Below are 23,215 nucleotides of genomic sequence, written 5' to 3' on the forward strand. Positions count from 1 at the left end.
TATAAACACGACATTTAGCACCGCTGAGAGCAAGGAACGCTTATGCTCAAGCCAGAACATCTGCGTACGCTGCGTGAGGTGGTCCGTCTGGGGTCGTTCGCGGCGGCCGCCAATCGGCTCGGTTACACCTCCTCGGCCGTCTCCCAGCAGATGGCCGCGCTGGAGCGTGAGACCGGCGTGCGGCTGTTCGACCGCTTCGCCCACAGCGTGCTGCCGACCAGCGCGGCGGAGGTGCTGGCCAGGCAGTCCGAGACGGTGCTCGCCGACATCGAGCGCATGGTGGCCACCGTCCAGGCGGTCCACCGCAACAGCGAGCCGCAGATCCGCCTCGGCCTGTTCCCCAGCTTCACCGACGTGCTGGCCGGCGTGATGCGGGACATGGAACCGGAGGACCGGGCCGGGATCCGGCTGTCGGTCGCCGAGTCCTCCCAGCTCATCTCGCGTCTCGGCAGCGGCGGCGACATGGACGCCGCCGTGGTCTACCAGGTGGGCAACACCGGGTTGTCGTGGCCGTCGGTGTTGTCCAGGCGGTGGATCGCCGAGGACCGCTACCGGCTCGTCCTGCCCCGGCTCTGGCCCGACCTGTCGCCGTACCGGGCCGAGCAGCTCGTCGACCTGCCGTGGATCATGCACCACCCGGCCAGCAGTGACGCCACGCTCTTCGAGGCCCTGTTCGCGCACTGGTGCCTGCACCCGCGCGTGGTCTGCCACTCCGACGACTTCAAGATCACGCTGTCGCTGATCGGCGCGGGCCTGGGCGCTGCCCTCATCCCCGACCTGGCCCTGCGCGGCCACGGCGAGGACGTCGTGGTGGTCGACGTACCATGGCTGAACATCAGCCGCAGCATCTTCACTCTGGTCCACCCCGACCGAGAGAGCGCCCGCCTCCAATGGCTGCTGGACGCGCTCACCGTCTGAACCGCCCTCTCGACGCGGCCACGACCGATCTGCCAGCATGTGCCGGATCACCCCCGGGCCGCGACCACCTGGCGTCGCCGTGCCCGCGCAAGGCTAAGGAGCTCTTCCACCGTGGAACGCGAGGCGGCGATCGCCCAGTCCGCCGAGGCCATCCGCCTCCACAGCGGGCACCACATCCTCATCGAGGCCGGGCCCGAGCCCGTGCTCGACCGGCTCGGGCGCGCGGCCCGTCCCACGCCGGACGGCCCGCTGCGCGACTGGACGTACGTGGTCAAGGACATGATCGACGTGGCCGGCCTGCCCACCACCCGCGGCTCCTCCCTGTACGGCGCCGAACCGGCCCTGGCCGACGCCCGCTGCGTCGAACTGCTGGACGAGGCCGGGGCACTCCTGGTCGGCAAGGCCAACCAGCACGAGTTCGCCTGGGGCGTGACCAGCGAGAACCCGCACTGGGGCGACGTGGGCAACCCGCGCCACCCGCACCTGACCCCCGGCGGTTCGAGCGGCGGCACCGCCGCCGCGATCGCGGCCGGGATCGCCAGGTTCGGACTCGGCACCGACACCGGAGGCTCGGTGCGCATGCCCGCGGCCTGCTGCGGCGTGGTGGGACTGCGCCCGCGCTCGGGGGCCGTCCCCGCTGCCGGGGTGGCGGGGCTCGCGCCGGCCTTCGACGTGGTCGGCCCGATGACCGCCTCGGTCGCCGACTGCGCCCGCGTCTGGCAGGCGCTGACCGGCGAGGTCGCCCGGCCGCCGGACTCGCTGGCCGGGCTGGTGGTGGGGGTCGTGGAGGGATGCGCCCAGGCGGACGACTTCGCCGAGCTGGGCGCGCGGCTGAGGGAGGTCGGCCAGCCCGCCGAGGTGCTGGAACCGTACTGGACGATCGTGGGGGCGCAGGCACGCCGCACGCACGAGGGCACGTTCCCCGCGTGCGCCGCGCGCTACAGCCCTGGCGTACGCGCCAAGCTGGAGGCGGCGGGCGGGATCGGCCACGAGCAGTACCGGCGGGCCGTCGAACGGCTGGCGTCGCTCCGGGACGATTTCGCGGCGGCCACGGCCGGGATCGACCTGCTGGTCATGCCGACGCTCGGCGGTCCCGCACCCCGGGCCGGCTGCGACGAGGCGGCGGTGCGCGGCGAGACCGGCCGGATCACCGCGACGGTGTCGGCGCTCGGCCTGCCCGCCCTGGCCGTCGGCGACCTGCAGCTCGTCGGCACGAGCGAGGCCGCCGTGCTGCGCGCCGGACTGTGCAGGGAGACCCGCGGCGGCACGATCCCCGAGCCACGATGATCAGGCGCCGGGCCGCTGTCCACGCTGATCAGGCGCCGGGCCCCTGTCCGGCCATGCTGATCAGGCGGCCCGCGGCAGGCTCCACGGGTCCACCGGGACGACCTCGGCGCAGCGGCCGTACGGGTCGAGCAGCCGGCCGTACAACTTCGACTGGCGCAGGACGATCTGCCGGTCGGCCACGCTCACGTGCGGGAAACGTTCCTCCAGCCGTACCACCAGCGGATGCAGGTCGGCCACGCCGTGCAGTCCCACGGTGAGCAGCATGTTGCGCGGCCCGGCCAGCGCCGCGCACGTACGCGTCTCCGGCCAGCCGAGCAGCGCGCGGCCGGTCTCCTCCAGCAGCGCGTCCGGCATCCGCAACCACAGCAGCGCGGCCGAATGCCAGCCCGCGTGCGAACGCGCCAGGTCGCAGCGGAAGTCGAGGTCGCCGGTGGCCACCAGCCTGGTCAGCCGGCGCTGCACCGTACGCTCGGACGTGCCCACCGCCCTGGCCAGCTCGGCGTAGGGGGCACGGCCGTCGGGCAGCAGGGCGGTGAACAACCGCCGGTCGATCTCGTCCATCTCCCTGGTCGACTCCGGCATGCCCGGCCGCCTGGCCAGCGCGTGGGCCGTACGCGGCGGCAGGACCCGCAGCCGCCACCGGCACGACGCCTCGAACACGCGCGTGGCGACGTGGGTGCGCACCTTGGCCACGCCCGGCACCCGCGGCAGCGCGGTGAGCACGTGGTCGGCCAGGGCGGCCATCGAGGGGGCCACGGCGATCACGAACAGGTCGTGCCCGGCGGCGACGTGCTGCACGGTGATGAGGTGCCGTTCGCGCGCCAGCGTCGTCGCCACCTCGGCCGCCGCGCCCGCCGCGCAGTCGATCTCCAGGAACGCCATGCTCAGCGCGTGCATCTGGCGGGGGCCGAGCGCGACCGTGGTCCACGCCTCGCCGGTGCTCGTGAGCCGCTGCCAGCGCCGCGCCGCCGTCACCGGGTCGGCCCCGACGGCCGCCCCGACCTCCACCCAGCTCGCCCGCGGGCTGATCTGGAGCGCATCGATGAGTTCGAGGTCGGACTCGGCCAGCAGCGGCGGCGGCTCCACACCGGAATCCTGCATGGCTGCTCCTCGAATGTCTGATTGCTGCGTTCTGGCGGTCGGGACACCCTATACCGCGATCCTGAGCCGGACCGACGTCACCCGAAAGGAAGATCACCGATGATCCCGCTCGGCCGGGCCAGGATGGTCGGCGTGCTGGGCGGCATGGGCCCGGCCGCCACCGTCGACTTCTACGGCAAACTCGTCGAGGAGACCGCGGCCTCCAGCGACCAGGAGCACGTCCCGGTCGTGATCTGGGGCGATCCGCGCGTCCCCGACCGGTCGATGAGCCTGCTCGGACGCGGCGAGGACCCGACCCCGCACCTGCGGCGCGGCATCGGGGAGCTGCGGCGGGCCGGGTGCGAGGTGCTGGCGGTCCCGTGCAACACCGCGCACGCCTTCGTCCCCCGCCTCGACCAGGACGCCGGGCTCGAGCTGGTGAGCATCGTCGAGGTCACCGCCGCCGCCCTCGCCGCCGACGGCGTCCGCGCCGCCGGGCTGCTGGCCACCACTGGGACGCTGCGCGCCGACCTGTACGGCCCCGCGCTGCGCCGCCACGGCATCACCCCGTTCGAGCCGGACGAGCCCGGCCAGCACGAGGTCATGACCGCCATCGCCGCCGTCAAGGGCGGCCGTACCGGCCGTGAGCACGGGGAGGCGCTGGCCGCGCAGGCCCGTTCGCTGGCCGCGCGGGGCGCGGGGCGCGTGGTGGCCGCGTGCACCGAGGTGGTGCTCGCCCTGGACCCGGCCCAGGTCCCGGTCCCCGTGGTGGACCCCGCCCGCCTGCTGGCCGACGAGGTCGTCCGGGTGGCCCTGAACGCGGAGCCGGCCCGCGCCTGACCCGCCGTGGCAGGCGAACCGAAGGGTCGCCGCACCCGCCTCACCCGCCTCTCAAGTCACTCAAGTCACCTCCAAGTCACTTTCAAATGGCGAATGGTGAGCTTTGTCCCGAGCTGAGGGCGTGTTCGCACGCCCGCGAGCCGGGGGGCTCGCAGCTCACGTTGAAGGGAGGTAAAGGCCATGAGCAAGAAGATCGTGAGTCTGGACGATCTCAATGACGAACTGGCGGTGATCGACGAGGTCGACCTCGGCCTCGTCTCGGGTGGCATGCGGATGCAGCGCTGCTACGGCACGAACGGCAACCCGCCCACCGACTGGGTCTCCGACTACTAGAGACGACCAGCTGAAGACGATCTACTGAAGACGATCCGCTGACGAAGATCGCCGTCGCGTGGGAGGGAACGTCTGGTTCCCTCCCACGCGGCTGGGGGGACACGTGCTACTGATTCTGAGCGAGCCCGGCGACGCGACCGTGGAGATGGTCCTGCCCAAGCTGAAGGCCCGGGGCGCGGACGCCCTGTGGTGGGATCCGGGCGACTATCCGTCCGCCGCCCGGCTGACCGCCCGCTTCGGGGCCGAAGGCGACGAACTGCTCCTGACCAGGGACGGGCAGGTCTTCGACCTCTCCACGACGACGGCCGTCTGGACCCGGCGTCCCGGACGCCCGCGTGCCGCCGAGAACGTCACGGCCGCCGACCAGCGGGAGCGCGTGGAAGAGCTCTCGGAGTGGTTCATGGACGGCTTCTGGGACCTGCTGGACGCGCGCTGGCTGCCGGCGCGCCAGCCGGTGTTGCGCAGGGCGCACAACAAGCTGGTCCACTTGGCGCTGGCCCGGCGGCTGGGCTTCGCCGTACCGCGGACCGTGATCACCAACGACCCGGCCGAGCTGGTGCCCACCTACGAACGCGCGGGCGGGCGGCTGATCGCGAAGGCGATGGAACACACCCCGTTCGAGATCGACGGCGGCACGCACGCCGTCTACACGACCGTGGTGGACCGGCGGGCCCTCACGGGCCGGAGCCTGCTGGCGCACGAGCCGGTCATCCTCCAGCCGTACGTCGCCAAGGCGGTCGAACTGCGGGTCACCGTGGTCGGACGGCAGGTGTTCACCGCCGAGATCGCCTCGCAGGACTCGCCGCGCACCCGCGACGACTGGCGCCACTACGACTTCGCCCGCGCCCGCCACAGCGTGCACCGCCTGCCCGACGACGTCGCCACCCGCTGCGCGGACCTGGTCGCCGCGCTCGGCGTCTCGTTCGGGGCGATCGACCTCATCCTCACCCCCGACGGTGAGTACGTGTTTCTCGAGATCAACCCCAACGGCCAGTGGGCCTGGATCGAAGAGCTGACCGGCCTGCCCATCAGCGACGCCATCGCCGACTGGCTCACGGCCGAAGAAGCCGAAGAAACGGACGCGCAATGACTCAACTCTCCCTCGGCCCGGCCCTCGAAAGCGGCGTGAACCTGCTGCGCGGGCTGACCCGCCGGCGTACGGCCGTGGAGGCGGCCCAGCGCACCGCCGCCGCCTGGGCCGAAGCGCATCCGCTGCTCGAAGCGCAGCTCGTGACCAGCCCGCGCCCCGGATCGCCGGTCGTCGACTACGACCTGCTGATCGACGACCCGTCGGGCGGCACCATCATGCTCGGCGTGCAGGGCGACGACGGCACGTCCTGGCTGGTCGACCATTCGACCCACTGGGCCGCCGGTTACGTGCTGACCGTGGACGGGACGCACGTCTCGGTGTCCGAGGCGATGCTCATGCTGCGTTCGCTCACGCGTCCCGGGTTGTCGCCGCAGGAGGAACTGGTCCGGTTCTGCGTCCTGCGGAACGCCGCTGAACGGGAGGACGTCGGGCTGACGGAGATCCAGGCCGCCGCGGACGGCTTCCGCAGGCGGCGCGGTCTCACCAGCCAGGCGGCGATGCTGGAGTGGCTGGCACGGATGGGCATGAGCGCCGAGGCCTTCCACGACCACATGACCCTGACCGCCAAGGACCAGCGGTTCCGCGCCAGGAAGCGGGCCGAGCTGGCCCCCGCGTACCTGGACGGCCATCGTGACCGGTTCGCCCGGGTACGCGCCATGTGGGCGCTGTCGGACGAGCCGATCGAGGCCGCGGAGCTCGACGGCTCCCTCGGTGACCGGTGGGACCTGCGGCTCACCAGGGCCCGGACCTGGGCCGGAGAGCTGCCCGTACCGCTGCGGGAGGTCCCGGCCGGCGGCTCGGCCGGCCCGGTGCCGTACGAGGGTGGTTTCCTGATCGGCCGGGTCCTCGACCGGCAGGAGGCCGTGGCGGACGACGCCACGATCGAGGCCGCCGGCGCGGCCGCCTTCGAACAGTGGCTGGCCGACGCCGCCCGCGAGGCGCGGATCACCTGGCACTGGCTCTGACCTGGGCGGCACAACCCGTGCCGCCCCTCTTGGCGTGATTCGCCAGGAGATGTCGGCCTAGTTCGGTACTCTGCCGCAGGTGCGGCGGATGATCCCCTCTCGACACTTATGGTGGGCCCTCTCAGCGGCAGCGGCCGCGACGGCGGTGGCCGCGGCGATCCTGCTCGCCCGCCGCTCACGACAGCCCACACCCCCCGAACGAGCCCGGCCGCCTCTGGACCGGGACCGGGACCGGCCGGCTTCGGAGCGGGACCGGGACCGGTCGGCCTCGGGCCGGGACGCCGGGGCGGCGGTCGGCACGGCCGGGAACGCGGCGCCGTGGCCCCCCACCCCGATCCTCGGAACCCCGACGGCACGGGACATCGAGCGCTACACCACCCCCTCGGCGACCTTCGCCGACGCCCCCGCCGCCCTCCGCCGATGGCTGAGGCCGAACGACGCCGCCACCCGCCGCCGACGCCGGTGGGCCGTGGCGGGGCTCGCGCTCGCCGTGCTGGCGGGAGGTACGCAGGTCCTGGAGGCGGCGGTGTTCTCCAAGGGCGGGGACTACCTGACCGAGGTGGGACTGGAGAACTGCGCGCGGAACTACCCCGACGCCGGCGTCCGCTGCGTGGCGGACGTCGAATCGGCCACCGAATCCGACACCGGCGAGTGGGGGCTGAGCGTCGACTGGGCACCGGACACCGAGCCGATGCCGATCGAGACGGGCGAGGTCACCGAACCGCAGCAGACGCCGCTCGTCCCGCGGACGGCGGCGTCCGACGCCGACTGCCACCCCCGAAGGGCCGAGCCGCGCGTACGGAAGATCGACGCGAAGGTGACCCGGGCGGTCAACCGGCAGTGGCGGCGCATCGAGACGTGGCTGAAGTCCAACGCCCCCAAGAGCTACCGCACGCTCGGCAGACCGGGGAAGGCCACGACCATCGCGGTGGCCGAGGCCCAGATGGGCCTGTCGTTCCCCGACGACCTGCGGGCCTCGCTGCTGCGCCACAACGGAACCGTCGCGGCCGACGCCCCCTGGGCCTTCGGTTTCATGGGCTACCTGGACGAGGACGTACGGGGGATCCGGGACACCTGGCGTGACCTGTGCGAGAGCGACGGCATCGACGAGGTGGAGAACGGCGACCCGCGTACGGACTGGTGGGACGGCCGCATGATCCCCGTCGGCTCCGACGGCTCCGGCAACCACCTCGTGATCGACTCGGTACGCCACGACGTCGGCGAGACCGACAACGAGGACATCATGAACTTCACGCCCGGCGACCTCCGCATCCGCTCCTACTACGCCCTCCTGAAGACCACCGCCGACGCCCTGGAGAACGACGGCACCATCGGCTACTGGAAACCCAAAGCAGTAGCCGGCGAACTGACCTGGAACATCCTCTAACCCCACCAAAAGCCCACCAAAGGCCCGCCAACCCCCCGAAGCCCCAACCCCCGAAGCCCGCCGGACGGGCCCATCGACAGGAACCATCCGGGGTGTCACGCTGCGGACATGATCGCCCCGCAGATCATCGTCACACCCCCCGCACCGAGCCTGGCCAGAAGGATCGCCCTGGCCGCCGCGGCAGGCGTCGTCCTGACCGCCGCGCTCATCGGCTCGACCGTCCTGATGCCCGCCCTCGCCCCCGCGTCGCAGTCCCGCCTCTGCGGCGAGTACACGGGCTGCGTCTCCACCCTCTTCCTGGCCTGGGACCCCGGCCGCTGGATCGCCCTCGCCGCCGCCTGGCCGCTGCTCCACCTCCTCCGGCTGCGCCCGTCGTGGCAGATCGCCCTGGCCGCCGCCGCGTACCTGGTGGCGATCTGGCAGGCGGCCCTGGCGATCATGTCGGCCGACGCCGGCGCCGGCCTCGCGCTCGTCCTGTTCAGCGGCCTGATCGCCTATCCGGCGGCGGCCTGGGTGACCATGCCGCACGTCTCCGTCCGCACCCGGGTCCTCACCGCCGGCGCCGCGCTCGGACTCTTCGGCGTCGCCTCGCTGCTCGTTCAGTGACGTCCGTACACCGCCCGCCCCTGGCGAGCGGCCCGCCGCCGGAGCCACCCCGCGCGGGCGGCCCGGCGGCCCGGCTCACCGGCCGACCGCCCGGACGATGACGGTCGCGGTCGCCGTGGCCACGAGCCTGCCCTCAGGGTCGAGGAGCTCGCCCGCGAGGAAGCACACGTCCTTGCCCCGCCTGACCACCCGCCCCCGACCGACGAGCCGGCCGGGCCGCGCGGGCCGCAGGAACTGCACGTGGAGGTCGAGGGTCGGCGCGAACCGGTCCTCCGGCAGCGTCGCCACCAGCGCGGGCCCCAAGGTGTCGTCGAGCATCGCGGCCAGGAAACCGCCCTGGATCACGCCGACCGGGTTGGTGAACTGCTCGCCCGCCGCGAACGCCACCTCGATCGTGCCCGCCTCCGGATCGACCGCGACGAGCTCCCAGCCGAGCAGCGCCGCCGCGGGCGGTGGCGGCGCCTTGCCCGCCAGCATGTCCCAGAACATCCCACGCCTGCCCGCGTCCGCCGTCATGCGCCCCATTCAACAGGCGCCCACCGACAGTCCGTTCAGGGCCCGAGCAGTCCGTTCAGGCCCCGAGCAGTCCGGTCAGGTCCCGAGTCCGGTCAGGTCCCGAGTTCGGTGAGGAAGCCCGCGACCGGGCCCAGCGTGATCAGTCCGCTGCCCGCCCCCGCCAGCTCCGCCGCCGCAGGGGCGAGCGCGCACCGGGCGCGGGCCGCCGTCACGCCGTCGCCGACCGCGACGGCGGCCCGCGCGGCCAGGCACCACATGGCCTCGAACAGCAGGTCGGGGGGCGGGTTCGGGATCCCGTGGAGCGCGTCGGCGGCCTCCGCCCCACGTTCCTCGGCCAGCAGTACGAGCGGCCGGGCCCAAGGCTCGTACGGCCCCCAATCCGCCTCGACCGGCGCGGGCAGCCCGTGCCGCACCCGTACGGACAGCAGGGCGAGCGGCAGCAGCCCACCCCGCAGGCCGGGCATGCCGACGTCGTCCAGCCGGGCCGCGACCGTCCGGTACGCCGCCTCCTCCTCCGCCGCCGTGCCCCCGCCGCGGGCGGCCGCCCGCAACACCCGGTACCAGTCGGTGAACACGCTGACCAGCGGCAACTCGTTCCGTCCGGCCAGGCGGTCGGCGGCGGACGCGTGCCCGTCGGCGGCCTCGAAGTCGCCGAGCGCGCCGCGCGCCTGAAGGCGGATCAGGTGCCCGAGCACCTCGAAGGTGACCAGCCCGTGCCGGGACGACAACGCCACCAGCTCCGCGCCGATCCCGTCCCGGTACGCCGCCAGCCCCGCCCGTTCGAACGCCTGCATGAACACCCCGTTGAGCGCGAACGCCAGCAGCGCGGGGTCGTCGAGACGCCGGGCGATCCCCTCGGCCTCCGCCGCGGCCTCCCGCCCCCGGGACGACCGGGTGCCGCGCGACTCGACGGCGATCGTGGCCAGCAGCCGCGCCCGCGCCGCCTCGGGACCGTCGGGCGGGAGGGCGGCCAGGGTGCGTTCGGCGGCGGCGGCGAGCCGGGCCGCCTGCTCGGGGTCGTCCGACCGGGTCCAGATCGCCGGCACGTCGTAGGCGCCGATCACGCGGGCGGTCAGCTCCGGGTCGCCCAGCTCCTCGGCCGCCGCGACGGCCGCGATGCGGTGATCCCGGGCCGCCTCCAGGCCGCCGCCCCCGGTCACCGCGAGGTTGCGCAGCAGGCCGACCGTCGACTCCAGCCGCGCCCGCGCCCCGGCCCCCACCGTACGGTCGTACGCCTCGGCCGCCTGCGCCCACACCCGGGCCGTGGCGTCGGCGGGGGCGGCGAGCCCGCGGTCCTGGTGGAGGATGTCCGACTCCAGGCGGCGCAGCCGGGGCCCGGGGTCCACGCCGAGCTGCTCGACGAGGAGCGCCCGCGCCCGGCGCAGCACCGCGAGCGCGTCCCCCTGGAGGCCGGTCCGGTACAGAGCGAGGGCCAGCAGCCGCCAGGCGTCCTCGCGCCAGGGGTGCTCGGCGACGTGGGAGTCCAGGTCGGGCACGGTCTCCGCGGCCCGGCCCAGCGCCAGTCGCGCCTCGGCCCGCAGTTCGACGGCGTGCAGCCGAAGCTCGGTCAGGCGGGCACGTTCGGCCCGCGCCCAGCCCTCGTCGGCGAACTCGGCGTACGCGGGACCGCGCCACCAGCCGAGCGCCTCCTCCAGCCGGGCCGGTTCCGGCGGCCCGCCGGTGACGGCCTGCTCGAAACGCCAGGCGTCGACGGCGTCGGGGGCGGCGCGCAGGGCGTAGCCAGGACCCTCGGTGACCAGCAACCGCGCCGGTGCGCGCGGCGGGCGGCCGGGCTCAAGGGCCCGGCGCAGGGCGGCCACGAACGTGCGCACCGCCCCCACCGCGTCGGGCGGCGGATCGTCCCACAGGTCCGCCACCAGGCGCGTCACCGGGACGACCCGGCGCCGGGCGACGATCAGGCGGGCCAGCACGGCACGGTGCCGCGGCCCCTTCAACGGGATCGGCTCACCCTCGTCGTCCCAGGCCGCCACCGGCCCCAGCACCCCGAACACGTCCCCCATCCTTCCTGCTCACCGGATGCTCATCCGCCCCCGGCACGCTGGAAGGCGATTCGCACACCCACGTAAGGAGGGCACCTCATGACCATCCCCGGATTCGACCAGCACCGCGTCCCCGTCGCCGACGGCGTGACGCTCAACGTGGCCGTCGGGGGCTCGGGCAGCCCGATCGTCCTGCTGCACGGCTTCCCGCAGACCCACCTGATGTGGCGGCATGTCGCCGCCGACCCGGCCGACGACCACACCGTGATCTGCCCCGACCTGCGCGGCTACGGCGCCAGCGGCAAACCGGCCGAGACGAGCCCGTCCGTCTACTCCAAGCGGACCATGGCCGCCGACATCGTGGCCCTGGCCGGGGCGCTTGGGCACGAGCGCTTCGCCCTGGCCGGGCACGACCGCGGCGCCCTGGTCGCCTTCCGCGCCGGGCTCGACCACCCGGCGGCGGTCACCCACCTGGCCTGCCTGGACGTGCTGCCGACCCTGGACATGTGGGACGTCATGCGCGGCACCACCGCCGCCGTCGGCTTCCACCTCTACCTCATGGCCCAGCCGCCCGGCCTGCCCGAGCAGCTGATCGGCGCGAGCGCGGACGCCTTCTTCGGCCACTTCCTCGACCTGTGGACCAACGACCCCGCCGCCATCCCGGCCGAGGTACGGGCCGCGTACCTGGACGCCTGCCGCGCCGCCGTGCCGTCGATCGTGGCCGACTACCGCGCCTCGGCCGGGATCGACGTCGAGCACGACCGCGCCGACCTGGCGGCGGGCAACCGGCTGCGCATGCCGGTGACCGTGCTCCAGCAGGACTGGGGCGCCGCCCTGGGCTACGACGCCACCGCGCTGTGGCGGGCCTGGGCCCCCGACCTGCGGCACGGAACGGTCACCTGCGGCCACTTCATGGCAGAGGAGGCGCCCGCCGAGATCGCCGGAGCGCTCCGCGACCTCATGTCCCGATAGCGAGCCTGGTCGGGACGGGTCCCGTAACTTAAAGTAATTGACATGTCACGGTAAGTTATTCGACAATGAAGCGCCAATGAGGTCGTCCTTCCGGCGGGGAAATGTGCGGGCCGGAATGCCGAGAACGCGACGGATTAGAGGCGCTCGACAGCATGTTGCACGCATTCATCGTCGGGATGGGCAGGTCCGGCGCAGGGCTGCATCTGCCGTCCCTGGCCAAGGTGCGCGCCGCGGCCCCCGGGCTGCTGGCGCCCGACCCGGTCGTCGTCCTCGACCCGCTCCTGCCGCCCGGCGGCGTACGCGGAGCCGTGACGGCCGGGTCGCCCGAGGAGGCCGCCACGCTCGCCCCGCCCGACCGGACCGTCGTGCACCTGTGCACCCCGCCGCACGTCCGGGCGGGCATGCTGGCCCGGCTGGCGCCGCTCGGCTACCGCAAGTTCATCGTGGAGAAGCCGCTCGCGCTCGACCTGGTCGGGCTGGCGGCCGTGGCCCGCGTACGCCGGCGCTGGGGCCTCGACCTCACCGTCGCCACCCACTGGCTCGACAGCACGCTGACCGGCCGCCTGCGCGCGGCGATGCACGCCGAGGAGTACGGCCCGCTGCGGCAGATCCGGGTCGTGCAGAACAAGCCCAGGTTCACCCGCAGCGCGGCCCGCCCCGACGCGGCCACGGCCTTCGACATCGAGGTGCCCCACGCGCTCGCCGTGGTGCTCAGCCTGGCCGGCGGCGCCCGGATCTCCGGCGCGTCCTGGGAGGACATGGTCACCGAACGCCTCCGGCTGCCCCGGCTCGGCCGCGCCAGGCTCCGGCTCGACCACTACTCCGGCGTGCGTACGGAGATCGACTCCGACCTGACCTCGCCCGTACGGGAGCGGCGCATCACCCTCCACTTCGAGCGCGGCACGCTCACCGGCCACTACCCGTGCAGCGACGCCGACCACACCGCCCAGCTCCGGGTGGCGACGGCCGAGGGCGAGCGGCGTTCGGTGTTCGCCGACGACGCCCTGCCCGCCTTCCTGCTGGCCGCCTACCGGCGCTACGCCCGTGCCCGCTGCTCGCCCGGCGCGCTGCCCGTCCAGGTGGACGCCGTACGGCTGCTCACCGAGGCCAAGGACCTGTGCGCGGCGCACGAGCCCGGACGGGAGGAGGCGCCGCGTGCAGACACCACCTCTTGAGCTGGCCGGAATAGGCGACGAGGCCGCCCCCGACCTCGACGGCCAGCTCGCGGCCGTGGGGGAGCTGGGCTGGAACCGGCTGGAGCTGCGCACGATCGACGGCGTGCCGGTCGCCCGCCTGGGCGAGAGGGCGTTCCTGCGCGCGGCCGGGCGGTTGCGGGCGGCCCGGGTCGAGGTCGTCGCGGTTGCCTCGAAGATCGGCGACTGGTCGCGCCCGGTGACCGGCGACTTCGCGCTCGACCTCGCCGAGCTGGACGTGCTGGCGCGCCGCTGCCCGGTGCTCGGCACGCGGCTGGTGCGGATCATGTCCTTCCCCTCCGGCGGCCTGGCCGAGCCCGAGTGGGGGCGGCGGGTCCGCGACCGGCTGCGCGAGCTGGCCCGCCGGGCCGAGGACGCGGGCCTGCTGCTGGTGCACGAGAACTGCGCCGGCTGGGCGGGCGACCGCGCCGACCGCATGCTCGACCTGGTGACCGGGATCGGCAGCCCGGCGCTGCGGCTGCTGTTCGACATCGGCAACGGCGTCGCCCACGGCTACCCGGCCGCCCCGATGTTGCGCGAGGTCGTCCCGTACGTCGCGCACGTCCATGTCAAGGACGCGGTGACCGGCCCCGGCGGCGAGATCGTCTACGTGCTGCCCGGCGAGGGGCGGGCGGGCGTCGCGGAGTGCCTGCGGCTGCTGGCCGCCCACGGTTACGCCGGTGCCCTGTCCATCGAGCCGCACCTGCGGCTGCGCCCCCACCTCGGCGATCCCGGCCGCGGTGACCAGGCCGCGTTCGTCCGGTACGGGAGAGCGCTGGAACGGCTGGTGGGGCAGGTCGATGGACATTGACGCCGTGCCTCTCGACGCGGCGGAGCGCGACCTGCTGCTGAGGCTGCTGCGGCTGCCCACGGCGAGCCCGCCGACGACCGGCCCGGCCGGACCGCCGCCACGGTTGCGCGAGGCCCAGGAGGCGTACGCGCGGGCCGCCGCGCCGCTCGGCTTCCGCACCGTGCGGCACACCTCGGTACGCCCGGCCGAGCTTCACCGTCCCGACGTGCCCGCGCCCGTACGGGAAGCCCTCGACCTGCCCGGATTCCTCGACGACCAGCCCAGCCTGGTGCTGCGGCTGGGCCCCGGCCTGCCCGCCGCGCGCACGGTGATGTTCAACGTGCATCTCGACACCGTCGCGGGCGGCGGACCGGCGGGCTTCGACGGCGAGCGCTTCCACGGCCGCGGCGCGATCGACGCCAAGGGCCCGGCGGTCGCGCTGCTGGCGGGGCTGCGGGCGGCGCGCGCGTGCCGGCCGGCCATCGGGCGCGAGGTCGGCGTGCTGATCCAGGCCGTCGCGGGCGAGGAGGGCGGCGCGATGGGCGTGCTCGGCACCCGGCCGCTCGTCGAGCGCGGCTACGTCGGCCGGCTCAACGTCTTCTGCGAGCCCACCGGAGTACGGTTCCTGCCACGCAGCACGGCCGCCGCGACCGCCCGGATCACGGTGGACGGCGAGCACGCCGTGGACGACCGCCCGGCGGCCGGCCACAACGCCACGGTGTTGCTCGGTTTCCTGGCCCAGCACCTGGCCAGGGCCCTCGACCCCGACACCGTGTGCGTGGCCGGCCTGCACACCGGCACCCGCCACAACCAGGTCTACGGCCGCGGCTCCCTCCTGCTCAACCTGCCCTACGCCACGCGGGACGCCGGGCGCCGCCTGGAACGGGACCTGGCACGGGCGCTGGACGACGGGCTCACGGCGTTCGAGGCGGCCTTCGGCGACACGGCGTTGTTCGCCAGGACCGCCCGCGACGCCAGGTCCGTCACCCGGTTGGAGTGGCGCAAGCGCGGCCTGCCCGTGCTCGACGACCGCGACACGTGGGGGCACGCGCTCCTGCGCGACCGGGCCGGGATCCCGCCCTGGCCCACCGGCGAACCGGCGTTCACCTGCGACGCCATCTGGATGGCGGGCGTCGAGGGCGCCTGCACGGTCGTCCTGGGGCCGGGTGACCTGGCCGCCAACAACGCCCATGCCGAAGGGGAGTTCGCGCGGGCCGCCGAACTCGCCGGGTTCGCCGCCGCCGTGGCCCGGCTGATGATCGCCTTCACCGACGACAGGATTGGACGAGGAACATGAACCCCACTGCCTCACCCGCGACGGCGTCGCCGCCCGCGTACCCGCTGTTCCCGAAGTCCGAGCCGGCACGGGCGGCCGTACGGGTGCGCCACGACGACCTGCTGGACTTCGTCGCCGCCGTGTTCACCACCCGCGGTCTGGCCCCCGAGCGTGCCCGCGAGGCCGCCGGCGCGCTGTGCTACGGCGACCTCGTCGGCATGAGCTCGCACGGGCTGGTCAACCTGACCCGGCTCTACCTGCCGCTGTTCGACGAGGGGCGGGTCGATCCGCTGGCCGAGCCGCGCGTGCTCGCCGACCTCGGCGCGGCCGTGCTGCTCGACGCCAACCGCGCGCTCGGCCTGTGGGCCGCCGGTCTGGCCATGGAGATCGCCGCCGCCCGCGCCGCGACGTACGGCGTGGGCCTGGTCTCCGTACGCGAGGGCACCCACCTCGGCTGCGCCGGCCACCACGCGCTGCGGGCGGTCGGGCACGGCATGGTCGGCGTCGTCGCGAGCAACTGCGGCCGCCAGCGCATCGCCAGACCACCGGGCGGCGCGGTCGCGATGCTCGGCACCAACCCGATCAGCGTCGCCGCCCCCGCCGGCGAGCACCCGCCGTTCGTGCTGGACATGAGCACCACCGCCCCGGCCACCGGCCGGGTCAGGCAGGCCGCCCGGCAGGGCGCCGAACTGCCCGAAGGGGTGCTGGCCGGCGACGACGGCGCTCCCGTGACCGACGCCGCGGCCTTCGACGAGGGGCGGGCGCATCTGCTCTGGCTCGGCGGCGCGGCCGGGCAGTACAAGGGCTTCGGGCTGGGGCTGGCGGTCGAGGTGCTGGCCGCGCTGGTGCCGGGCGCGGGGCTCGGCGCCCACCCCGACGCGTACGACGGCGATGGCGGCCCGAACGGGCGCGACGACGACATCGGCTTCTTCGCCCTGGCCCTCGCGCCCGGCGCGCTGCGCGAGGGCGTGGACGGCGACGCGGCCACGCTGTTCGGCGCGCTGCTCGGCTGCCCGCCCACCGACCCCGCCCTGCCGGTGCGCTATCCCGGCTGGCACGAGCATCGCCGGGCCGAGAAGCGCCGGCGCGCGGGCGTCCCCCTCGGCGCCGACCTGTACGCCGAGCTGAAGGACCTCGCCGCGGCCACCGGACTCGACGCCCCCGCCCCGGTGGTGGAGCGGTGAGCGCCCGGCTGCGCGTCGCGGTCATCGGCCTCGGCGTGATCTCGCGTTTCTACCTGGCGGCCCTGCACAGCTCGCCTGGGTTGCGGCTGGCCGCGGTCTGCGACACCGACCCGCGCGCCCTGGAGGGGCACCGCGTCCCCGGCTACCACGACCACCTGCGGCTGCTCGACGAGGAACGGCCCGACGCCGTCGTGGTCACCGTCCCCAACGACCTGCACGCCCGCGTCTGCGCCGACGCCCTGGAACGGCGGATCCCGGTCTGCGTGGAAAAGCCGCTCGCCCTCGACGTCGCCCAGGGCAGGCGGCTCGCGGAGCTGGCCGGGAACCTCGGCGTGCCGCTGTTCACCGCCTTCCACCGGCGCTACAACTCCGCCGTCGGGCGGCTGCGCGCCGCGTGCGCGGGGGCCCGCGTCGAAGAGCTGACCGTACGCTACCTGGAACGCATCGAGGAGCACGCGGGCGGCGACTCCTGGTACCTCGACGCCCGGCGCTGCGGCGGCGGCTGCGTCGCCGACAACGGGCCCAACGCGTTCGACCTGGTCGAGATGTTGCTCGGCCCGGCGGACGTCGTCTCCGCGCACGTCGACCGGGACGCCACGGGGGCCGACCGGCAGGCGGACATCGAGCTGCGCGCCGGCGCGGTCCGCGCGCGGATCCTGCTCGACTGGTCCTACCCGGGCGAACGCAAGGACCTGGAGGTACGCCTGACGGGCGGCCGCACCCTGTACGCCGACATGCTGGCCGGCCACGCCGGCTTCAAGAACTCCCTGTGGCACGAGTACGAAGGGGTGCTGGCCGCGTACGAACGATGCGTGCGCTACGGCACCCCCGACGGCGAGGGCGGCCTGCCCGCCCTGCGTTTCGTCGAGGACGTCTACCGCCTGGAGAAGACCGGCGCCGGACAGGGGGCCGCGTGAACCCCGACGAGGACGGCCCCAAGACCGCGGTCACCGGGACGCTGCTGAAGGTGCTGGTGCACCGCAGGGAGGACCGTGGCATGCGGCTGGAACCGCACGCCAGCCGGTGCGTACGCGCGGGCGAGGTGCACGAGCTGGTGGCCACCGACCACACCGAGATCGACGCGGGCGCCCGGATCGACCGGGTCGCCTTCCTGGGCTTCGCCGAGATCGTCGCGGCCGGCGTGCTCGACCGCGGCGACGAGGTGTGGATCGGCGGGCGGCGGGTCGGGGTGCTGCTCGGCTTCGACGGCTGCCACCTGCCCAACCACTACAACGTGCTGATCCACGCCGACCCCGCCGCCACCGGACGGGAGGTGGGGGTGATGCCGGGCGAGCCGCTGGTGTTCAGCCAGAGCCTCCCCGAGGGACCCGAGGAAGGCGGGGCCCAGGTCTTCCGCTGGCCCCTCCTGTGAAGGAGTTTCGATTACCTACCGTGACCTCTGGTTTACCAATAGTCACACAGGGTAATCTGTTGATTGCGCACAGTAGTGGGAGCTCTTGCCTTCGAGCCCCGCTTGAGAGGTCGCGTCCATCCCCCCGGTGATCCCGATGACGGTGGGCGGGCGCGTGTCATGAAAGGAACGACAATGGCTGCGGGCACCAAGACGACCAGCCGGCTGGAAGAGCGCTTCCGGCTCTGGGACAACGACGGCTCCGGGGCGATCGAGCGCTCCGACTTCGAGCACGAGGCCGACGGCATCATCGAGGGCCTGGGCGTGCAGGGCACACCCCAGGCGCAGGATCTCAAGCAGGCGTACCTGGCCATGTTCGACCACCTGGCGGGGGCCGCGGGCGCGTCGAGACTGAACCAGGAGCAGTTCGTCCGCGCCGCCGAGCGGGAGATCATCAGCAGGGGCGACGCCGGGTTCGGCCAGGTCGTACGGCCGACCATCCAGGCAATCGTCAACGTACTCGACCGCGACGGCGACGGTGAGGTCGACGCCTCCGAGATGGCGAAGTGGTTCGCCGCCATCGGGCTCGACAGCGGCGTCGCCGACGAGGCGTTCCGCCAGATGGACACCGACGGCACCGGCAGACTCTCCGTCTCCGAGCTGGTCGACGCGGTCCGCGACTACCACCTCGGCAAGAACGACATTCCACTGCTCGGCCGGTGATCTAGGCAGAGCAGGCCGAAGGGCCGCCCAGAGCCGCGATCTCCGGGGCGGCTCTGCCGAGAGGGCCGTCCGGGGCATGTTCCCCGGGCGGCTCCGCCCGAAAGGGGCCGTCCGGGGCCGCATCCCCGGGCGGCCCCGCCCCCACCACCGCACCAGGACGGGAACCTTGGAGAAAACCCTCTTTCCTCCCGGGGGATCGCCAGCCGGCGCCGCCGCTCCCATCCCCTTCTTCTCCCAGGCCGCGACGTTCGACGAGCTGTGGAAGGAGATCCGCGCGGGCTGCGTGGACGTGCTCGACCGCGGCAAGTTCTCCCACGGCGCGAAGGTCGCCGAGCTGGAACGCCGGCTCGCCCTGTGGACCGGCGCGACGCACGTCGTCGGCGTCAACTCCGGGACCGACGCGCTGGTGCTGCTGCTGCGCGCGGCCGGTCTGCGTCCCGGCGACGAGGTCGTGGTGCCCGCCTACAGCTTCATCGCCACCGCCAGCTCCGTCGTGCTGGCCGGCGGCGTGCCGGTCTTCGCCGACATCGAGGAACGCGGTCACGGCATCGACCCGGCCTCCGTCGACTCCGTGGCGGGGGAGCGTACGAGGATGGTCATGCCGGCCCACCTGTTCGACCGGCTGGCCGACCTGCGTGGCGTGTGCGAGGTCGCCCGGCGGCGTGGCCTGACCGTGCTGGAGGACAGCGCCGAGGCCATCGGCATGCGCCTGGACGGCACACACGCCGGGCTCGTCGGCGCGGGCGGCGTCTTGTCGTTCTTCCCCTCCAAGACCCTCGGCGCGATCGGCGACGCCGGGGCGCTGCTCACCGACGACGACGACATCGCCGAGACCGCGCGGGCGCTGCGCCACCACGGCCGCGCCGGGCGCACCCTCGACCACTTCCCCGGCATCGCCAACCCCACGGTCCTGTCCGGCTGCAACAGCAAGATGGACGACCTCCAGGCCGCCGTCCTGCTGGCCAAGCTGGCCGGGCTCGACGCCGGCATCGCCCGCCGGTCCGAGCTGGCCACCCGCTACGACGCGCGGCTGCGCGAGGTGCCCGGCGTGCTGGCCGTGCCGGGCGCGGTGCCGCCGCACCCGGGCGGCAACCGGGTCTGCTACGTCTACCTCGTCGAGGTCGAGTCCCGCGACGCCCTGGCGGCCCACCTGGCCGCGAGGGGCATCGGCACCGAGATCTACTACCCCGTCCCGCTGCACCTGCAGCCGTGCTTCTCCCATCTGGGCCACGCGCGGGGCGACTTTCCGAGGGCCGAGGCGGTCTGCGCGCGGGCGCTGGCCCTGCCGCTCTACCCCGACCTGTCCGACGCCGACGCCGACCGGGTGTGCGACGAGGTCGCCGGCTTCTACCGGGGGCGGCCGGGATGACCCGCGTGCCCTTCTTCGCCGCCGACCTGTTCGAGCACGACCGGGCGGCGCTGCTGAAGACCGTCTACGCCGTCGGCACCTGCGACGACCAGAAGTTCATCCTCGGCGAGCAGACCGCGCGCTTCGAGCACGAGCTGCGGCGGCGGCTCGGCGCGGCCGACGTCGTGGCCTGCTCCAGCGGCACGTCGGCGCTCACCCTCGTGCTCGCCGCCATGGGCGTGGGCCCCGGCGACGAGGTCGTCGTGCCCGCCTTCGGCTGTGCCCCGCTGGCCGCCACCGTCGTCGGCGCCGGGGCGCGGCCGGTCTTCGCCGACATCGACCCGGTCACGATGACCGCCGATCCGGCCGCCGCCGAGTCGCTGGTCACCGTGCGTACCAAGGCGGTGATGCCGGCTCACATGTTCTCCGTGATGGCCGACATGCCGCGCTTTCGCGAGCTGGCCGACCGGTTAGGGCTGTGGCTGGTCGAGGACTCCGCGCTCGCCCAGGGCGGCACTCTCGGCGGGCGGCCCGCCGGGCGCTGGGGGGACGCGGGCGTCTACTCGTTCGTGCAGGTCAAGACGTTCGGGATGCCGGGGGAGGGCGGGGTGGTGATCACCGACGACCCGGCGCTCGCGGCACACGTACGAGTGCTGCGCAACCACGGCCAGGACGGCACACAGCGCTTCCACCACCACCGCGTCGGCTACAACAGCCGCTTCGACGAGGTGATGGCGGCCTTCCAGCTCCACCGGCTCGCCGGGCTGGACGACCGCCTGTCGCGCCGCGCCGAGATCGCCTCCTACTACTCCCGCCGTTTCGCGCCCCTGACGGAACGCGGGATCGTGGCACCGCCCGTAGGAGGGGACGGGCGGTTCCACTACGTCTACACCGTGCTCACCGAGCAGCGTGACGCGCTGGCGGCACACCTGGCCGCACACGACATCGCCACCCATGTCTACTACCCGCGCCCGCTGCCCGCCCAGCCCGCCTTCGCCCGGTACGCACCCCCCGGCGCGACCTGGCCGGTGGCCGAGTCGGCCGCCCGGCGCACCCTGTCGCTGCCGCTCTACCCGCAGCTCGCCGACGTCGAGGTCGAACGGATCGCCGACACGGTCTGCGCGTTCGCCCACAGCTCCCCGCAGGAGGACCCATGACCGACCAGGTGGTCAGCCGCGGCCTCGGGCCCTACGCACGGCTCGCCAAGCTCGACATCTACGACTACTACCTGGGCCTGCCGCTGGTGTGGTCGCTGCTGACGCCGGCCGCGCGGTGGCAGCCGTACCCGGTCGGGATGCTCCTCGCGGTGCTCATCGCCGAGGCGGCCGTGGTGGCGGCGATGGTCGGGTTCGACGACATCACCGGTCACCGCGACGGCAGCGACGCGGCCAACTACTCCTCCGACGCCGCTCGGCGCAGACTCGCCCGTAAACCGCTGGTCGCCGGCACGCTCACCGAGCCGCAGGCGCTGCGTTTCGCCTGGGCGGCGACCGTGGTCAGCGTGGTTGTCTGGGCCGCGGTCGTGGCCGCCGCGCCGTACACGCCCGTGTGGGTGGTCGTGTCGGCGGCGGCGTGCGTGGTCGCGGCCGTGCAGTACTCGTGGGGGCTCAAGCTCAGCTACCGGGGGTTCCAGGAGCTGTTCCTCGTCGGGCTCGGCGTGGGGTGGGTGCTGGTGCCGTACGGGCTGCTGACGGGGCAGGCGAGCGGGTTCGTGGCGGTGCAGGCGGTGTTGTTCGGGCTCGGGCCGATGATCTTCGGGCTCTACTCCAACACCAACGACGCCCTGGGGGACCGGAAGGCCGGGCGGTTCACCGTGGCGGCACGCACGTCCCCGCGGGTCAACGCCGCATTCGTCACCGCGGTGAGCGCGGCCGAGAGCCTGCTCGTCCTGGGGGCCGTGGCCGCCGGGGTCGCGCCCTGGTGGTTCCTCGGCGTGCTCGTGCCGCTCGTCGCGCTGCGCGTGGCCCAGCTCGTGATCGGCTTCGTACGCGGTGACGTGCTGCGGGCCCGGCGCGTGGCGATCCGCACCCATCGTGTCACCGTCACCGTGCTGATCCTGTCGAACCTGGTCCTCGCATGAACGTGGACGTCGCGGTGGTGGGGGCCGGACCGGCGGGCCTCGCGACCGCGTACGCGCTGGACCGGGCCGGGCTCACGGTGCGCGTCCTGGAGTCGGACGAGGCCGTGGGCGGGCGGATGCGCACCCTGCGGGCGCGGGGCTGCCTGATCGACACCGGCGCCGAGATGTTGCCGTCCGCGGCCGGCTACCCGGCCACCTGGCGGCTCATCAGGGCGGTCGGCCTGGACGCGGACGCCGTCCCGAGAGTGTGTGACGCCCTGGGCGTCTGGCGCGACGGACGGGTCCACCCGCATGTCGGCCGCCCGCTCGGGCTGCTCACCGGCGCGGGCCTGCCGCCGCGCGCCCGACTCGACCTGGTACGCCTGCGGCTCCGCCTGGCCCGCCGCCGCCCCGGCCCCGCCACCACCGTCGCCGACCTGGTCGGCAAGTACCATCCCGACCTGCGCGAGTTTCTCGTCGAGCCGCTGGTCGCCGGGTTCTTCGGCTGGGACCCGCGCCGCTCGGCCGCGGCCGTGTTCGCCGAGCACCTGACGACCGCCGGGAGCACGAACACCTGGCACACCTACCGCGACGGCATGGACTCCCTGGCCCGTGCCCTCGCCGTCGGGCTCGACGTGGTCACCGGGCACGAGGTGACCGGGGTGGTCACGTGCCCGGGAGGGGTGCGGCTGGAGTCGCCACGGGGGAGCGTGACCGCGCGGGCGGCGGTCCTGGCCGTTCCCGCGCCCGTGGCGGCCCGGCTGCACCCCGGCGCCCCGCCGGACGAGCGCGCGTACCTGGAGGCGTGCACGTACGCGCCCATGTTGCGGCTCAGCCTGGTGCTCAACCGGCCGGCGGCGGCAGGTTGGCGTGGTTTCGCCACGCTCGTCCCGGCGACCGAGGATCCCGTGCTCAACGTGATCACCGCCGACCACCGTAAGCATCCCGGCCGCGCTCCCGCCGGACGCGGGCTGATCTCGCTCATCACCTCGCCGTACGGCACCGCCACGCTCATGGGCGAGCGCGACGAGAAGGTGGCCGACCAGCTCGTCGGACGGGCCGAGCGGTTCGTCCCCGGGCTGGCCTCCCGGGTCGCCCGCTTCCACGTGCACCGGTTCCCGTACGGGCTGCCGGAGGCGACGCCGCGCGCCCTGGCGTTGCGGGCCGCGTTCGAGGGCCGGCCGGGCTCGGCGGTCGAGTACGCCGGCGACTGGGTCGCGCTGCGGCCGTGCAGCGAAGGCGCGGTCGCCGCCGCGGAGCGGACGGCGGCACGGGTGCTCGCCCGCCTCACCTAGAC

The 23,215-nt window shown here is 74.1% G+C and carries 23 protein-coding genes; 20 read left to right on the plus strand and 3 right to left on the minus strand.

Going from position 1 to position 23,215, the window contains the following annotated elements; genetic code table 11:
• Positions 1–42: 42 nt before the first annotated feature.
• Both DMB42_RS20385 and DMB42_RS20390 read left to right on the plus strand, forming a co-directional pair.
• Positions 43–918, plus strand: coding sequence for a LysR family transcriptional regulator (locus tag DMB42_RS20385; RefSeq protein ID WP_125636562.1), 876 nt, complete (start codon positions 43–45; stop codon positions 916–918).
• Between the two features lie 111 nt (positions 919–1,029).
• A complete protein-coding gene (locus DMB42_RS20390; RefSeq protein ID WP_185844765.1) occupies positions 1,030–2,205 on the plus strand; it encodes an amidase in 1,176 nt (391 codons plus the stop codon).
• Positions 2,206–2,265: 60 nt separating this feature from the next.
• Here DMB42_RS20390 and DMB42_RS20395 read toward each other — a convergent pair whose 3' ends face one another.
• Positions 2,266–3,306 carry an Lrp/AsnC family transcriptional regulator gene (locus DMB42_RS20395; RefSeq protein ID WP_125636564.1) on the minus strand — a complete coding sequence of 347 codons (1,041 nt, stop codon included), beginning with the start codon at positions 3,304–3,306 and terminating at the stop codon, positions 2,266–2,268.
• Positions 3,307–3,405: 99 nt separating this feature from the next.
• On the opposite strand from DMB42_RS20395, the gene DMB42_RS20400 reads away from it, so the two are divergent.
• The 6 genes from DMB42_RS20400 to DMB42_RS20420 all read left to right on the plus strand — a co-directional run bounded on the left by DMB42_RS20400 (position 3,406) and on the right by DMB42_RS20420 (position 8,506).
• Entirely contained in the window at positions 3,406–4,125 is a 720-nt protein-coding gene (locus tag DMB42_RS20400; RefSeq protein WP_125636565.1) for an aspartate/glutamate racemase family protein, read from the plus strand.
• A 180-nt stretch (positions 4,126–4,305) separates the two neighbouring features.
• Complete coding sequence (locus tag DMB42_RS53315; protein ID WP_185844766.1) at positions 4,306–4,458, plus strand: hypothetical protein; 153 nt, start codon at positions 4,306–4,308, stop codon at positions 4,456–4,458.
• Between the two features lie 103 nt (positions 4,459–4,561).
• Positions 4,562–5,548: an MvdC/MvdD family ATP grasp protein gene (locus tag DMB42_RS20405; RefSeq protein ID WP_125636566.1), complete on the plus strand. Its 987-nt coding sequence runs from the start codon at positions 4,562–4,564 to the stop codon at positions 5,546–5,548.
• Positions 5,545–6,513, plus strand: coding sequence for a TIGR04500 family putative peptide maturation system protein (locus tag DMB42_RS20410; RefSeq protein ID WP_125636567.1), 969 nt, complete (start codon positions 5,545–5,547; stop codon positions 6,511–6,513). Before DMB42_RS20405 ends, DMB42_RS20410 begins: the two co-directional genes overlap by 4 nt.
• An 88-nt stretch (positions 6,514–6,601) precedes the next feature.
• Positions 6,602–7,900 (plus strand): SMI1/KNR4 family protein, encoded by a 1,299-nt coding sequence (locus DMB42_RS20415; RefSeq protein ID WP_125636568.1) that lies wholly within the window; start codon positions 6,602–6,604, stop codon positions 7,898–7,900.
• A gap of 108 nt (positions 7,901–8,008) precedes the next feature.
• Complete coding sequence (locus tag DMB42_RS20420; protein ID WP_125636569.1) at positions 8,009–8,506, plus strand: hypothetical protein; 498 nt, start codon at positions 8,009–8,011, stop codon at positions 8,504–8,506.
• Positions 8,507–8,581: 75 nt separating this feature from the next.
• Here the strand turns inward: DMB42_RS20420 and DMB42_RS20425 are convergent, their stop codons facing one another.
• Positions 8,582–9,022: a PaaI family thioesterase gene (locus tag DMB42_RS20425; RefSeq protein ID WP_125636570.1), complete on the minus strand. Its 441-nt coding sequence runs from the start codon at positions 9,020–9,022 to the stop codon at positions 8,582–8,584.
• Positions 9,023–9,114: 92 nt separating this feature from the next.
• Positions 9,115–11,043 (minus strand): BTAD domain-containing putative transcriptional regulator, encoded by a 1,929-nt coding sequence (locus DMB42_RS20430; RefSeq protein ID WP_125636571.1) that lies wholly within the window; start codon positions 11,041–11,043, stop codon positions 9,115–9,117.
• A 78-nt stretch (positions 11,044–11,121) separates the two neighbouring features.
• On the opposite strand from DMB42_RS20430, the gene DMB42_RS20435 reads away from it, so the two are divergent.
• From DMB42_RS20435 to DMB42_RS20490, 12 genes are all read left to right on the plus strand, one after another.
• A complete protein-coding gene (locus DMB42_RS20435) occupies positions 11,122–11,994 on the plus strand; it encodes an alpha/beta fold hydrolase (RefSeq protein ID WP_125636572.1) in 873 nt (290 codons plus the stop codon).
• A gap of 152 nt (positions 11,995–12,146) precedes the next feature.
• Positions 12,147–13,169, plus strand: a complete 1,023-nt coding sequence (locus DMB42_RS20440) for an oxidoreductase (protein WP_221762261.1) — start codon at positions 12,147–12,149, stop codon at positions 13,167–13,169.
• Entirely contained in the window at positions 13,150–13,998 is an 849-nt protein-coding gene (locus DMB42_RS20445; protein ID WP_221762262.1) for a sugar phosphate isomerase/epimerase, read from the plus strand. The genes DMB42_RS20440 and DMB42_RS20445 overlap by 20 nt, the downstream gene beginning before the upstream one ends.
• Positions 13,988–15,274: a M20/M25/M40 family metallo-hydrolase gene (locus DMB42_RS20450; protein WP_125636574.1), complete on the plus strand. Its 1,287-nt coding sequence runs from the start codon at positions 13,988–13,990 to the stop codon at positions 15,272–15,274. The genes DMB42_RS20445 and DMB42_RS20450 overlap by 11 nt, the downstream gene beginning before the upstream one ends.
• Positions 15,271–16,437 (plus strand): Ldh family oxidoreductase, encoded by a 1,167-nt coding sequence (locus tag DMB42_RS20455; protein ID WP_125636575.1) that lies wholly within the window; start codon positions 15,271–15,273, stop codon positions 16,435–16,437. The genes DMB42_RS20450 and DMB42_RS20455 overlap by 4 nt, the downstream gene beginning before the upstream one ends.
• A complete protein-coding gene (locus tag DMB42_RS20460; RefSeq protein ID WP_125636576.1) occupies positions 16,434–17,354 on the plus strand; it encodes a Gfo/Idh/MocA family protein in 921 nt (306 codons plus the stop codon). Before DMB42_RS20455 ends, DMB42_RS20460 begins: the two co-directional genes overlap by 4 nt.
• Positions 17,351–17,809: a DUF6917 domain-containing protein gene (locus DMB42_RS20465; RefSeq protein ID WP_125636577.1), complete on the plus strand. Its 459-nt coding sequence runs from the start codon at positions 17,351–17,353 to the stop codon at positions 17,807–17,809. The genes DMB42_RS20460 and DMB42_RS20465 overlap by 4 nt, the downstream gene beginning before the upstream one ends.
• A gap of 174 nt (positions 17,810–17,983) precedes the next feature.
• Entirely contained in the window at positions 17,984–18,511 is a 528-nt protein-coding gene (locus DMB42_RS20470) for an EF-hand domain-containing protein (RefSeq protein ID WP_125636578.1), read from the plus strand.
• Between the two features lie 166 nt (positions 18,512–18,677).
• A complete protein-coding gene (locus DMB42_RS20475) occupies positions 18,678–19,880 on the plus strand; it encodes a DegT/DnrJ/EryC1/StrS aminotransferase family protein (RefSeq protein WP_260477813.1) in 1,203 nt (400 codons plus the stop codon).
• Positions 19,877–21,016: a DegT/DnrJ/EryC1/StrS aminotransferase family protein gene (locus DMB42_RS20480; RefSeq protein WP_125636580.1), complete on the plus strand. Its 1,140-nt coding sequence runs from the start codon at positions 19,877–19,879 to the stop codon at positions 21,014–21,016. The genes DMB42_RS20475 and DMB42_RS20480 overlap by 4 nt, the downstream gene beginning before the upstream one ends.
• Positions 21,013–21,939, plus strand: a complete 927-nt coding sequence (locus DMB42_RS20485; RefSeq protein WP_125636581.1) for a UbiA family prenyltransferase — start codon at positions 21,013–21,015, stop codon at positions 21,937–21,939. The genes DMB42_RS20480 and DMB42_RS20485 overlap by 4 nt, the downstream gene beginning before the upstream one ends.
• The gene (locus DMB42_RS20490) at positions 21,936–23,213 is read left to right on the plus strand and encodes an NAD(P)/FAD-dependent oxidoreductase (protein ID WP_125636582.1); all 1,278 of its coding nucleotides are present in this window, start codon (positions 21,936–21,938) and stop codon (positions 23,211–23,213) included. The genes DMB42_RS20485 and DMB42_RS20490 overlap by 4 nt, the downstream gene beginning before the upstream one ends.
• The last annotated feature ends 2 nt before the right edge of the window (positions 23,214–23,215 follow it).

This window comes from Nonomuraea sp. WAC 01424 (assembly GCF_003947315.1).
Classification (GTDB): Bacteria; Actinomycetota; Actinomycetes; order Streptosporangiales; family Streptosporangiaceae; genus Nonomuraea; species Nonomuraea spiralis.